Consider the following 13946-nt stretch of genomic DNA (forward strand, 5'->3'; position numbering starts at 1 on the left):
TTCTTTGCTTGCTCAAAGAACAAGTCAGCAAAAGAAAGTGCACCCCAGCTTCCACTGATTCCCTGCGGTGCTCGGCTTAGGGATTTCGTCCATTGCTTTGCCGGACTGAGGCTAAGCGTTCGCGAAACTCATCTTGGCTAGAGCTGCCAATACGGCTTCACCTGAAGCTCAGCCTATGCCGCAACACGGTGCTGGACGAGGTGACTTTCTGGAGGGAAGTCACTGGTCTAAAGGCGAAAAGATTGCCTGACTAGTCAGCCAAACATCAAGGCGAAGAAGAATTGCTTGCTCATTTAACCCCTCTTTTCCCTACCAAAAAAGTGCTGATACAAAATCGGCAAGACAAACAATGTCAAAAAGGTCGCTGTGATGAGGCCACCAATCACCACAATGGCTAATGGCCGTTGAATCTCAGCGCCTGGTCCGGTGGCAAACAATAAGGGAATCAAGCCAAAGGCGGTGATGCTGGCGGTCATGAGTACTGGCCGCAGGCGGCGTTTGGCGCCTTCGTAGGCGATGAGGCTGGCGGCCATCCCTTGTTCGGCCAGGTGTTGGAAGTGACTGACCATGACGACGCCATTTAGTACGGCGATCCCTAGCAGCGCGATAAAGCCGACCGAGGCTGGGACAGACAGGTATTCACCTGACAGCCACAGTGCGAATACGCCACCGATCATGGCAAATGGGATGTTGGCGAGTATGAGCAGGGCTTTGGGCAGGGAGCCGAAGGTCATGAACAGCAGCAGGGCAATCAGTGTGACCGCAATCGGGATGACGATGCTAAGCCGTGCGGCGGCACGTTGCTGGTTTTCAAACTGGCCGCCCCATTTCAGCCAGTAGCCTTCGGGTAGCGTTACTTGCTGTGCCACTTTTTGCTTGGCTTCTTCTACAAAGCTGACCAGATCGCGCCCTTTGACATTGGCGGTGACGACGACCATGCGGTTGCCGCGTTCGCGGTCTATCTTGACCGGGCCTTCTTCGCGCACGACGTGGGCGACGCTGGAAAGGGGGACGGTATCGCCTTGTGGCAGCGCCAGCATGAGCTGGCTGAAGTCGGCGGCGGATTCGCGCACGATCTGGCTGCCGCGCAGCAAGATCGGGGTGCGGCGGTTGCCTTCCAGCACGATACCCAGCAATTTGCCTTCGAGCTGGCTTTGCAGCAGGGTGTTGATGTCCGCCACGCTAAGGCCGAGTCGGCCGGCGGCGACGCGGTCTATCTTGATTTGCAAATATTGCACGCCACTGTTTTGCGGGGTATAGACATCCTGATTGCCCGGGATGGATTCAAGCACTTTGATGATTTGCTGCGCTTTCTGGTCAAGTACGTTGAGGTCTGTCCCAAAGATTTTGAGCGCCAAATCACCACGCACACCGAGGATCATTTCGTTTACGCGCATTTCGATCGGTTGCGTGAAGTTGTAATCCAGGCCTGGAATGCTGTGCATGACCTGGCGTAGCTTTTCGATCAGCGTGGCTTTGTCTGGCACTTGCCATTGGTCACGCGGTTTGAGCACCAGAAAATTATCGGTCTGATTCACGCCCATCGGGTCCAGGCCCAGTTCATCAGCGCCCGCCCTGGAGTAAACGCCTTCGAGTTCTGGCACTTGTTGTAGCAGGGTTTGTTGCAGATGGTTATCTGTTGCGATGCTTTGTTGCAGCGAGATAGAGGGCAGTTTTTCGGTGCCGATGATGATGTCGCCTTCATCCATGGTGGGCATAAAGGTTTTGCCGATCAGCGGATAGACGGCGCCGGTGAGCACCAGCAGGATAACCGCGGCTAAAAGCACAGGGCGCTTATGTTGCATGGCCGTGTTCAGTGCGCTGGCATACCAGTGATTGAGGTGCCGGATCAACCATGGCTCTTCGTTGGCCTGGTCGCGGATGAGGAACGAGGCCAGTACCGGAATAATGGTGAGCGATAGCAACAACGATGAACCTAGAGCGAAAATAATGCTCAGCGCCACCGGCGCAAACAGCTTGCCTTCCAACCCTTGCAGACTGAGTAAGGGGAGAAATACGGTCATGATGATGATCATACCGGCACTGACAGGCACACTGACCTCGCGCATGGCCGCGAGAATGATGCCGAGTTTATCTGTGGTGGGTGAGGCTTGCTTGTGCGCCAGATGTTCGACGATGTTTTCGACCACCACCACGGCAGAGTCGACCAACATGCCAATGGCGATGGCAAGGCCCCCCAATGACATGAGATTGGCTGACATGCCATATTGCTGCATGAGCCAAAAGGTGGCGAGCATGGCCAGGGGCAAGGCGCAGGCAACGGTGAGCGCTGCACGCAGGTTTCCTAAAAACAGTACCAGTAAAATCAGCACCAGCACTACCGCTTCCATCAGCGCCTTGTTCACCGTGTGTACCGCGTGTTCGACCAGATTACCACGGTCATAAAACACATGAATATTGACGCCCTTGGGGAGGGTGGGGGCGATTTCATCCAGTTTGGCACGTACGCCTTCCACCACTTGTCTGGCGTTCGCGCCCCTCAAGCCCAACACCAGGCCTTCCACCGCTTCACCTTTACCGTTACGGCTGACGGCACCGTAACGGGTCAATTCCCCGATGCGGACTTCGGCAACATCCGCGATGCGTATGGGGCTGCCCTGGTGACCTTTGAGCACGGTATGGCGCACATCATCCAGCGTCTTGAAGGCGCCTTCAGCACGTACCAGTAAAGACTCTTCGCCATCCTTGAGGCGGCCTGCTCCATCGTTGCGGTTGTTTTCGCTGATGGCTTGTTGCAGTTCGCTCAAGGCGACGCCACGTGCCTGCAGCTTGGTGTTATCCGGCACGATTTCAAAGCTGCGCACCAGTCCGCCCAGGGCATTGACATCGGCCACGCCAGGCACGGTGCGCAAACGTGGACGAATCACCCAGTCCAGGAGCGAGCGCTTTTCCTGCAGGCTGAGCGTGTCCGACTCTATGGTGAACATGAACATCTCACCAAGCGGGGTGGTCATGGGGGCGATGCCGCCAGAAATCTCGGCGGGCAAGTTGGGCCAGGCATTGTTGAGCCGCTCGGTGACTTGCTGTCGCGCCCAGTAGATATCGGTGCCGTCTTCAAAGTCGATGGTGATGTCGGTCAGGGCATATTTCGCCACCGCGCGTAAACTGGTTTGTTTGGGGATGCCCAGCATCTCGACTTCAATCGGTGCGGTAATTCGCGTCTCAACTTCTTCAGGCGTCATGCCCGGTGATTTGATGATAATTTTGACTTGCGTCGAAGAGACATCCGGGAAGGCGTCAATGGCAATGGTCTGATAAGCGGTCCAGCCTGCGAACAGCAGGCCGATCGCAAACACGCACACCAGTAGTCGCTGCTTGAGCGAGGTTTCAATAAGCCAGTTCAACATGCTTATTCTCCCCCCATGCCCAGCCAATAGCCTTTTAAGGCGGCTACGCCATGCGTGGCGATACGCTCATTGCCGGTTAAATCAGCTTTGATAATCAGCTGTTGGTCTTCTTCCAGCAGAATGTTGACGGGCATGACGGTCACGCCGTTGGCTTGTTGCACAAAAATCAGCGCCTGCTCGCCCTGGCGGGCTACCGCCGTTCTCGGGACGGCAAAACTGTGTTGTGTCGTATGCTCAACCAGCGCCACATCTACGATTTGCCCGATAGACAGTTGCTCGGCGCCTTCGCTAATGACGGCACGGACTTGCGTTGTTTGGTTGTTTTTGTTGAGCTTGCGCAACACGGTTTCAACTTTGGCGCTCAGCCCCAACTTGGGCAATTTGACGGCTGTGCCAGGCGTCAGTGTGCTGGCCTGCACAATCGGCAGCTGCATCATCAGCCATAACGGCTTGGGATTCATGATCGTGAAAATCGGCATGGCCATGTCCACGCGTGCGCCTACGGATTGCTGCTGATCCATGATTTGGCCGCTGATAGGCGCAATAATGACCATGCCGTTTTGCATGCTGCGTTTTTGCGCCAGCTGATGGATTTGCGTTTCGCTCAGGCCAGACAGCTTGAGGGTTTGTTGCCGCTCATGCATGAGCGCCTGGCTGGTTTCATATGCGCTTTGGGTTTCCTGCATCCGGCGCTGGGCAATAATGCCGTCCTTGAATAATTCCTGGTCACGTTTGAGGGCTTGCTCATGCAGTCTGGCCTGGGTTTCTGCTTGCAGATAATTGCTTTGTAAGGCGATCAGGTCTGGGCTGCTGAGCTGGCCGATGACCTGGCCTTGTTTCACACTATCGCCGACACTGACATTCAGTTTGGTAATCAGGCCGGCTTGTGGCGCGGTGACCACGCGTGTTTGCGTGGGTGGCAAGACGACTTCTGCGGGATAGCTGGCAGAAAGACCGGTTTGCTGGGCTTTCAACGGCCCCCATTGCACCTGCATTTGCTGCAGTTGTGACGCGGTCAGTGGCAAGCGTGTGGCCGCCAGGGTGTTCAAGGACAGGCAAGCCGCGAGCGTGAATAACAGTATTTTTTTCATGGGAGGACTCCTACGGCCTGATTGTATTTGGCGATATTCCATTGCACTTGAAGTTGCTGGCTGCTCAAACTGCGTTCAGCTTCAAAAGCCAGCAGTTGCAGGCGTAATAATTGGTTGAGGTCAAGCTCGCCCAGCCGATAGGCTTTGCGTGCCAGCGCAAAATTTTCACTGGCGATGGCTTGTTGTTGCTCGATGACGGCGAGCTCCTGGCGGCTGACATGCAGGTTGTGCTCAGCCTCGTGCAGGCTGTTTTCGAGCTGGCGGCGCAGCGTTTCCAGTTGCATGCGTGCATCGCCGATATTTTGTTCTGCATTGGCAATCAGGGGCGCACGCTGCACTTCGCTTTGCAGCGGGATGTTGACATAAAGCCCCATGCTGCTATTGAACTTGCTATCAAACCCTCCTTGCATAGTGCGCGTGTTCACCGTGAGCGTCGGGTTTTGTCGCTGCTCTATCATGGTCAGGTCACGCTGCCCTTCTGCCAGCTTGACTTTTGCTTGGGCTGCCAGCCAAAACGGGGATTCTGTATAGCCTTCACGGCTGGAGAGGGATTCTTCGAGGCGGGCTGGCATTTCATTCAGACCGGTCAACTGCTGGTAGCGGAATTGCGCATGCATGAGTTCTGCCTGTGCCGTGATCCACAAGCGCTCAGCCTGCAAGGTTTCCTGGCTGGTTTGCATCACCTCGAGTCTGGCCACTTCTCCCGCCCGAAAGCGTTTTTGCACATCCTCGGCAATGCTGCGCAAGGTCTCGCGTCTGCTTTCTGCCAGACGCAACTCGTTACGGCGCATGGCAATCTCCCAAACCGCATTGCGCAACAAGTCTGCCGCCAGCTGTTGCAGGCTGGCCTGGTCCTGTGACAGGCTGTTATCGGCCAAACTGGCCACCTGGCTACGCGCTTCGCGTTGCCCCGGTAGCCAGATCGGGATTTGCATTTGTGCTTGCCATTCGCGCTCATCGCGATCACTCTGCCAGGCATCGTTTTGATGAGAGAAACCCACGCTAGGTGCCAGGGGTAACCAGCTTTTTGCCATGATTTTGCGTGCGTTGACCATTTGCTGATGCGCGGCCAGCAAGGCTTGTTGCGGGTGAATGGCCACCACCTGCTGCAAAACCTCGTGCAGTGACAGGCGTGCATTCAGCGCCACGATATCTTCGTGCTCGGTAGGATGCTGGGCGACACTGGCGGGCAATTTCTCGGCCAGCGCTGGTTGCGCAAGCCAGACGCCGCAGGCGGCAAGCCAGGCGATCAGCAGGGAGCGGTTGACTCCCCTTATTAAATGAAACATAGAGGCTCCTGAATAAAACAGGCAAACGGATGGCTAATGCCAACCGGTGCTACGCGTATTTATTCAGGCGTAAGGCGGTGCGCGTGGGGCGTGGCAGGCGAGAGTGAGACTGGACGGAGCGCGTTCCTGACGGTGTCGCTCAAAAGGTTTTTCAGATCGTTGCAGCGCGATTGCCAGCAACAGTAGTGCGGGCAAAATGGCGGCGGGCAGCCAAAAGCTGGCATAGGCATCTATCAGTGATGACAGCGGATTGCTTTCGCTGATGGCTTGGCCTAAGCCGATGATTTGACCGTGCGATTTGTTGGAGTGTACATGCCAGTGAAAAGGGTGCTTGGAAGCTTCGGCCTGAGTATGCAGGGCGGGGATATCTACCATGTGCATGTGCGGACCGTCATCCGCCGCGGTATCGCCAGCAGCATGGGCGTGCATGAGCGGCGCGACGGTTTGCAGCAAGGCAAACCATAGCGTCAACAACAGTACCCATGTGCGATAAGTGCTCATCTTCTCAATCTAACAAAATTCAGTGAATGCCACAATCGCAAAAAGCCGTAAAAAAAGCATTCAACTCTTCAAATGGGGCTGCCAGGTAGCTGGGCATGGCCTGAATGCAATTTCTTTACCCGGGCTGAATCAGGTAAAATATTGGTTTTACATTTATCTGGATCAGGCGTCATGGTACTGACCTTTCAACAAATTATTTTAAAGCTTCAGGAATACTGGGACAAACAAGGCTGCACTTTGTTGCAACCTTACGATATGGAAGTGGGCGCTGGTACCAGCCACACCGCAACTTTTTTGCGCGCCCTGGGCCCTGAGCCCTGGAAAGCCGCGTATGTGCAGCCTAGCCGCCGCCCCAAAGATGGTCGCTATGGCGAAAACCCAAACCGCTTGCAGCATTACTACCAATTTCAGGTGGTACTGAAGCCCGCCCCGGCCAATATCCTGGAGCTCTACCTCGGCTCACTCGAGGCACTGGGGTTTAATCTGAAAGAAAACGATATCCGTTTTGTCGAAGATGACTGGGAAAACCCGACGCTGGGCGCCTGGGGGCTGGGCTGGGAAGTCTGGCTCAACGGCATGGAAGTGACGCAATTCACCTATTTTCAGCAAGTAGGCGGTATTAACTGCAAACCGATCACCGGTGAGATTACCTATGGACTGGAGCGGTTGGCCATGTACCTGCAAGGCGTGGAAAACGTCTATGACCTCGAATATTCGCCTGGCGTGAAATACGGTGATGTGTTCCACCAGAATGAAGTGGAACAATCGACTTATAACTTTGAGCATTCTGATGCGGATTTCCTGTTCACGGCCTTTAATGCACATGAGAAACAGGCCAAGCATTTGATGGAGGTGAAGCTCGCGCTGCCGGCGTACGAACAAGTGCTCAAAGCCGCGCATACGTTTAACTTGCTGGATGCGCGCGGTGCCATTTCCGTCACCGAGCGTGCCGCTTATATTGGCCGTATCCGCAACCTGGCGCGCGCCGTGGCCGCCAGCTATCTCGATAGTCGCGCCCGACTGGGCTTCCCGATGGCGCCTAAAGCCTGGGCGGATGAAGTCATCGCCAAACTGGAAAGCGAACAAGCCGAACAAAACAAGAAAGCCGCCGCATGAGTACCCGCAATCTGTTAGTTGAATTATTTGTAGAAGAGCTGCCGCCCAAAGCACTGAAAAAACTGGGCGAGTCGTTTAGTAGTGTGCTGGCTGAGAGCCTGAAAGCTTCTGGCCTGGTGGCAGAGGGCAGTGTAGTCACCTCCTTTGCGTCACCCCGGCGTTTAGCCGCACATATCACACAGGTATCCGAAAAAGCGGCGGACAAGCAAGTCGCGCAGAAACTGATGCCAGCAACTGTTGGTCTGGATGCCAACGGGCATGCAACGCCGGCATTAGTGAAGAAGTTGCAGGCCTTGGGCGAGAACGAAAGCGCAGTTGCTAAATTGCGTAAGGAGCACGATGGCAAGGCCGATATTCTGTTTCTGGATGCCACTCAAGCGGGGGCGACCTTGCAAGAAGGCTTGCAAAAAGCGCTGGATGAAACGCTAGCCAAATTGCCTATTCCCAAAGTGATGACTTACCAGATTAATGATGGCTGGGAAAGTGTTCATTTTGTGCGGCCGGCGCATGGACTGGTCGCCTTGCATGGCGATACCGTTGTGTCGATTTCAACCCTGGGGTTGACGGCAGGCAACACCACGCAAGGGCACCGCTTTGAAGCAAAAAATCCGGTGGTGACGCTCACGTCTGCCGACACCTATGCGCAACAACTGGCGGATGAAGGGGCGGTGATTGCGAGTTTTGATGCCCGTCGTGCCGAGATTGCGCAGCAATTGCAAGCTGCGGCTGACAAACAAGGCCTAAAGCCGATTGAAGATGACGCATTACTTGATGAGGTCACGGCGCTGGTGGAGCGCCCGAATGTATTGCTGGGCCAGTTTGAAGCAGAGTTTTTGGCGGTGCCACAAGAGTGCCTGATCCTGACCATGAAGGCCAACCAGAAATACTTCCCGCTGCTGGATGCCAAGGGCAAGCTGACAAATAAATTTTTAATTGTGTCCAATATTAATCCGGCCGATCCTAGCAAGGTGATTGGCGGTAACGAGCGCGTGGTGCGTCCGCGTCTGGCCGATGCCAAGTTCTTCTTTGACCAGGACCGCAAAAAGACGCTGGAAAGCCGTCTGGCTGGCTTGGCGAGAGTGGTTTACCACAACAAGCTCGGCTCGCAAGGCGAGCGTAATGAGCGTGTGGTGACCATTGCCACCGCCATTGCGCAACACATCGGCGGCGACGGTTTTGTCGCCAAAGTGGCGCAAGCTGCGCGCTTGTCCAAGGCTGACCTGCTGACCGATATGGTCGGCGAGTTCCCTGAATTGCAAGGCATTATGGGCCGCTATTACGCCCAGCATGAAGGCCTGGCCGATGACGTGGCATATGCGATAGAAGACCACTACCGCCCACGCTTTGCCGGTGATGAGTTACCACGCAGCCAGGTAGGTGTGGTGGTGGCGTTGGCCGATAAGCTGGAAACCCTGGTTGGGCTATTCAGCATTGGTGAGAAGCCGACTGGCGATAAAGACCCGTTTGCCTTGCGCCGTCAGGCCCTGGGCATTTTGCGTATGCTGATGGAAACCGATTTGCCGTTGGCCTTTGACCAGTTAATCGCACAAACGCTGAGCGTCTTTCATGGGGATGCCGAGGTGGCAGAAGCCATCCAGACCTTCTGCTTTGATCGTCTGGCGGTAAATCTGCGTGACCAGGGTGCGACTGCGCAAGAGGTGGATGCGGTATTGTCCTTGTCACCGAACCAGTTGGCAGAAGTGCCGCGCCGGTTAAGTGCCGTGCAAGCGTTTGCCAATTTGGCAGAAGCGCCTGCGCTGGCGGCTGCCAATAAGCGTGTGTCGAATATCCTCAAGAAAGTTGAAGGGGACGTTAAGGCCGAAGTGAACGACAGTTTGTTGCAAGAGGCGGCTGAAAAAGCCTTGTATCTGGCCCTGGCTGACACCAAGCCTAAAGCGGATCAGCTGTTTGAAGCAGGCGATTACACCGCGTCGTTACAGGCACTGGCCGTGCTTAAGGCTCCGGTGGATACCTTCTTTGATGAGGTCATGGTGAATGCCGAGGACCCTGCTTTGAAAGCCAATCGTCTGGGACTGCTGGCGACCTTGCATCAGGCCATGAACCGTGTGGCTGACTTGTCCAAGTTGGCCAGCTAAACAGCCGTCAGGAGTGTAGCCATGAAACTCGTCATTCTTGATCGTGACGGCGTGATTAACCGCGACAGCGCGACCTTTATCAAAAATCCTAACGAATGGATTCCGATTCCGGGGAGCCTGGAGGCAATTGCGCTGCTCAACCAGCATGGCTACCGGGTGGCGGTGGCGACGAATCAGTCGGGCATCGCGCGCGGCTATTTTGATATGGCCACGCTCAATGCCATTCACGACAAAATGCACAAAGCCTTGGCGCAAGTTGGTGGCCGTATTGACGCCGTCTTTTATTGTCCACATGCGGCCGATGCCCATTGTGACTGCCGCAAGCCCAAGACCGGCATGCTGGAAGAAATCAGCCGCCGTTTTAATGTCGAACTGACCAAAGTGCCGGGTGTGGGCGATGCCTTGCGAGATTTGCAGGCCTTCGCCAAAGCCGGTTGCCAGCCTTACCTGGTGCGCACCGGCAAGGGCGAAGAAACTTATAACTTGTCCGAAGTGCCTGCAAACACGATTGTGGTGGCTGATTTGGCCGCTGCGGTACAGCACATCATCGCCGGGGACAAGTAATGCAAACCGTGCTGCTGTATGTGCGAGCCTGGCTGTTTTATGTTGGCCTGTTTGTGCTGACCATTCCATTTTCATTGTTGGCAATCGTGCTGATTCCGCTGCCCGCGGTGACGCGTTCACGCTGGGTCAGTGGTTGGGCGCATGCGGTGATGTGGTGGCTGAAGGTCACCTGCAATCTGCGTTATGAAGTCAGTGGCCGCGAGCATATTCCGGCCACGCCCAGTATTATTCTGGCAAAACATCAATCTGCCTGGGAGACCATTGCCCTGCAAACCATTTTGCCGCCGCAAGTGTGGGTGCTCAAAAGAGAGTTGCTGATGATCCCGTTTTTTGGCTGGGGTTTGTGGGCGGTGGGCTCGATTCCGATTGACCGCAGCAGTGGCCGCGAAGCGCTGAAGAAATTAGTGAATCACGGCAAAGACCGGCTCAAGCGTGGCTTGTGGGTGGTGATTTTTCCGGAAGGCACACGGACCGCCCCCGGTGCCCGCGCCAAGTATCATATTGGTGGCGCCTGGCTGGCGACGCATACGCAAACCGCAGTGCTGCCGGTGGCGCACAATGCAGGCCGCTACTGGCGTAAAAACTCCATCCTTAAATATCCAGGCGTGATTCAGGTGGTGATCGGCCCAGTCATCCCCACCAACGGCCTTAAGCCGGATGTGTTGAATCAGCAAGTCGAAACATGGATTGAAACGGAGATGCAGCATCTGTGATCACGCAGCAGTTGCAACTGCCTAACGGGCAAACGATTGCTTACCAGCTGGATCTGCGGGCACGTAGATCCATAGGCCTTAAAATCACGGCCGAGGGCTTGGTGGTCCATGCGCCCAAGCGCATTTCTGCCTCGCAATTGCAGCAAGTTTTGCAGGAAAAATCCAGCTGGATACAGCAAAAGCTGGCCCTACGTGAGGCTAATCAGGTGGCCCCCATGCAATGGCTGGATGGTGAGCCGCTGTTGTTCATGGGCCAGGATATTGTGCTGACCCTGGTTGCGCATCCCACCAGTAAGGCAGTCACGCTAGAGGGGGACAAGCTGCTGGTCCGTTCACCTTATATCAACAATCCCGACTGGGTCGCGCGCAAAGTGCTGCAATGGTATGCGCAGCAGGCTTTGCCTGATTTTAAACGCCGCGTTGCCTTAATTGCCGCACAGATGGGCGAGCAGGTGAGCGGTGTCGGACTTTCCAATGCCAAGTCACGCTGGGGCAGTTGCAATAGCCGCAAGCAGATTCGCCTGAACTGGCGCTTGATCCAGGCGCCGCCGCATGTGATTCAATATGTGGTGTGTCATGAAATGGCGCATCTGAAAGAAATGAATCATTCAGCCAGGTTTTATGCGGTGCAGGCCAGTTTGTTTCCGCAATACGAACATGCCGAGAAGGCGTTAAAGGCCCTGTCACCCATCTTGCATCGTATGGCTTGATTTTTAATGCACCTTACCGATGTTCGCCAGCCCAATACCACAAAAGATCGTCAGCATGCCTGCCAGTTGGTAGCCATGGAAGGGTTCGCTCAATAACACGCTGGAGAGTAAGGAGCCAAAAATCGGCATGGCGTGAATAAACACGCTGGCGCGCACCGAGCCGACCAATGTGACGGCTTTGGCATAGGCCAGGAAAGCAATCACCGAAGGAAAAATCCCAATATAAAGCAGCGACCAGACCGTTTGTATATGGTCTACTGTTGTCACGGCGGTCTGCTTCTCCCAAATATAGAGCGGTAACAATAAAATCAGCGCAATCAGGACCTGGCATAGCATGAGTCCGGTGCGGTCAACAAAAACTGGAATCTGTTTTAGCCACAAGGTAAACAACGCCCAGCAGATCATGGCGACAAAAATAATCATATCGCCAGGAGCAAATGCCAGCGATTGCAGCACTTGTATATCGCCATGCGAGACGACCGTCAGGACGCCGATCAATGAAATCAGTAGCCCGAGCAATTGACGGGTCGATAAGCGTTGCTGATAAAACAACCCGCCAAAGATTGCGACTAGAAAGGGAATAAACGAATTCAGGATAATCCCGTTGGTTGCGCTGGTGCTATGCAACCCCCAGTACACCAGCAGATTAAATGCAAGTACGCCCGTCATTGCGGTCCCTAGCACATGCCAGCGGTAATTTAGGTAGTGGGCGCGGTCACGCAAAAACGGTTTGATCGCAAAAGGGAGCAAGCATAAAAACGCCAGGCCCCAGCGGATCAGGGATAAAGCAACGGGCGGCACCTCATGGCTGACGGCGCGGCCTGCGATAAAGTTACCTGCCCATAGCAGGGGCGGGAGAAGTAACAGCCCCAGTGTATATGGGGTAAGAGTGGCGTGCGATGTGTCTGTCATCTGGGGATTGCATACGATGATTACCTGTTTGCTGACATGGTATGCTGCCCCAGCCTCTCTGGCTAGGGGCAATGTTGGATGTGTGTGCCTGAGTGCTAAAAGGGTCAGTGAGGCGAATGGCCAGGCCGCTGGCGGGGCAGGGGTTGATCGCCAGCGTTTCCTTTGTGCTCCTGATGTCAGAATGCGCCGCCCCCCAGGACTTTATATAAGGTCACCTGATTGGAGACTTCCGACAGCCTGACGCTGATAAGCGTCTGTTGCGCAGCGTAGTAGCTACGTTGCGCATCCAGTACTGTCAGGTAACTATCCAGGCCTTTCTCGAATCTGGCGCGAGATAGTACAAAGCTTCTTTGCGTGGCATTCACCTGCGCCGTTTGGGCCGACAATTGTTCTTCCAGCGTGGCACGTAATGCCAGCGCGTCAGAGACCTCTTTGAACGCGGTTTGAATCGCTTTTTCATATTGCGCCACGCTAATCTCCCGGCTGACTTCGGCAACCTTCAGGTTGGCCTTGTTTAACCCACCATTGAAGATGGGCAGCACGATTTGCGGTGCAAAACTCCAGACATGGTTATTGCCGCTAAACAGGCTCCCCAACTCCGGGCTGGCCAAACCGGCGGATGCCGTCAATGAAATGGTCGGAAAGAAGGCTGCTCTGGCCGCACCAATATTGGCGTTATTGGCCTGCAGCGTGCGCTCTGCTTCCAGCACGTCCGGCCTGTTCTGCAAGACCGTAGAGGGAAGGCCATCAGGCAGGCTGGCGGTTTGCGAGACGGCCTGCAAGTTGTTCACCTGTTCAAGATTGATATTCGGAGGCTCACCCACCAGTAGTGCCAGCGCGTTTCTATCCTGGTCTACCTGGGTCATATATTTGGCGACATTGACTCGGGCAGTCTCCACGCTGGTTTCCACTTGCCGCAGCGTCAGCTCATTGATACTGCCCAAGGCCAGTTGCCGTTTACTCAAGTCGAAAGTCGCCTGTTGGGTGCGCAAGGTTTCCCGTGCCAGCGCCAGGCTTTCACTATCTGCGGCCAATGTCAGGTAGGCGTTCGCCACCTCAGACACCAGGCTGATCTGGGCGCTTCTCTTGGCCTCTTCTGTTGACAGGTATTGATACACGGCCTGATCGCGCAGGCTGCTGATGCGCCCGAAAAAGTCCATCTCATAGGAAGAGAATCCCAGGTTTGCCGAGTACTGGTGGCTGTTAAATGTCATGGGTCCGGTCGGCAAGTTCAGCATCATCCGTTGATTGGTCCCGCTGACCGTGCCATTCACCTTGGGAAACAGGGCCGCCCGCTGGATCTGATATTGGGCACGCGCCTTTTCGATATTGAGCGAGGCGACCCTTAAGTCACGGTTGTTTTCCAGCGACTGCCGGATCAACTTTTTCAATTCGTTGTCGGTAAAAAATTGCTCCCAGCCCAATTCAGCCGAGAGTGTGTCTCCCGTCAGTTTTGCTTGGCCGGCAGATGGCTGCCATTGTGCGGGAATCGGTGCGGCAGGCCTTTCATAGTTTGGTTGCATGTTGATGCAGCCTGCCAGCAGCAGGCTGGCAATCACAATGGGATAGCGTGATTTATTCATGTT

The 13946-nt window shown here is 55.1% G+C and carries 11 protein-coding genes; 5 read left to right on the forward strand and 6 right to left on the reverse strand.

Going from position 1 to position 13946, the window contains the following annotated elements; translation table 11 throughout:
• Positions 1-293: 293 nt before the first annotated feature.
• The 4 genes from ACFQ1T_RS01640 to ACFQ1T_RS01655 all read right to left on the reverse strand — a co-directional run bounded on the left by ACFQ1T_RS01640 (position 294) and on the right by ACFQ1T_RS01655 (position 6249).
• The gene (locus ACFQ1T_RS01640) at positions 294-3368 is read right to left on the reverse strand and encodes an efflux RND transporter permease subunit (protein ID WP_379073504.1); all 3075 of its coding nucleotides are present in this window, start codon (positions 3366-3368) and stop codon (positions 294-296) included.
• A 2-nt stretch (positions 3369-3370) separates the two neighbouring features.
• Entirely contained in the window at positions 3371-4459 is a 1089-nt protein-coding gene (locus ACFQ1T_RS01645; RefSeq protein WP_379073505.1) for an efflux RND transporter periplasmic adaptor subunit, read from the reverse strand.
• A complete protein-coding gene (locus tag ACFQ1T_RS01650; protein ID WP_379073506.1) occupies positions 4456-5748 on the reverse strand; it encodes a TolC family protein in 1293 nt (430 codons plus the stop codon). The genes ACFQ1T_RS01645 and ACFQ1T_RS01650 overlap by 4 nt, the downstream gene beginning before the upstream one ends.
• Before the next feature lie 63 nt (positions 5749-5811).
• Positions 5812-6249 (reverse strand): hypothetical protein, encoded by a 438-nt coding sequence (locus ACFQ1T_RS01655; protein WP_379073507.1) that lies wholly within the window; start codon positions 6247-6249, stop codon positions 5812-5814.
• Positions 6250-6420: 171 nt separating this feature from the next.
• Here ACFQ1T_RS01655 and glyQ point away from each other — a divergent pair, with 171 nt between their 5' ends.
• From glyQ to ACFQ1T_RS01680, 5 genes are read left to right on the forward strand one after another with little or no spacing between them, the layout of a single operon-like run.
• Positions 6421-7365, forward strand: coding sequence for a glycine--tRNA ligase subunit alpha (glyQ, locus tag ACFQ1T_RS01660; RefSeq protein WP_275356646.1), 945 nt, complete (start codon positions 6421-6423; stop codon positions 7363-7365).
• Positions 7362-9461, forward strand: coding sequence for a glycine--tRNA ligase subunit beta (gene glyS, locus ACFQ1T_RS01665; protein WP_379073508.1), 2100 nt, complete (start codon positions 7362-7364; stop codon positions 9459-9461). Before glyQ ends, glyS begins: the two co-directional genes overlap by 4 nt.
• Before the next feature lie 21 nt (positions 9462-9482).
• Positions 9483-10025 carry a D-glycero-beta-D-manno-heptose 1,7-bisphosphate 7-phosphatase gene (gene gmhB, locus ACFQ1T_RS01670; RefSeq protein ID WP_194749307.1) on the forward strand — a complete coding sequence of 181 codons (543 nt, stop codon included), beginning with the start codon at positions 9483-9485 and terminating at the stop codon, positions 10023-10025.
• Positions 10025-10738, forward strand: a complete 714-nt coding sequence (locus tag ACFQ1T_RS01675; protein ID WP_379073509.1) for a lysophospholipid acyltransferase family protein — start codon at positions 10025-10027, stop codon at positions 10736-10738. The genes gmhB and ACFQ1T_RS01675 overlap by 1 nt, the downstream gene beginning before the upstream one ends.
• Positions 10735-11448, forward strand: a complete 714-nt coding sequence (locus ACFQ1T_RS01680) for a M48 family metallopeptidase (protein WP_379073510.1) — start codon at positions 10735-10737, stop codon at positions 11446-11448. Before ACFQ1T_RS01675 ends, ACFQ1T_RS01680 begins: the two co-directional genes overlap by 4 nt.
• Positions 11449-11451: 3 nt before the next feature.
• Here the strand turns inward: ACFQ1T_RS01680 and ACFQ1T_RS01685 are convergent, their stop codons facing one another.
• Positions 11452-12360: a DMT family transporter gene (locus tag ACFQ1T_RS01685; RefSeq protein WP_379073511.1), complete on the reverse strand. Its 909-nt coding sequence runs from the start codon at positions 12358-12360 to the stop codon at positions 11452-11454.
• Between the two features lie 176 nt (positions 12361-12536).
• Positions 12537-13943, reverse strand: coding sequence for an efflux transporter outer membrane subunit (locus tag ACFQ1T_RS01690; RefSeq protein ID WP_379073512.1), 1407 nt, complete (start codon positions 13941-13943; stop codon positions 12537-12539).
• Positions 13944-13946 lie beyond the last annotated feature (3 nt).

Source organism: Methylophilus glucosoxydans (assembly GCF_042676145.1).
GTDB lineage: Bacteria > Pseudomonadota > Gammaproteobacteria > Burkholderiales > Methylophilaceae > Methylophilus > Methylophilus glucosoxydans.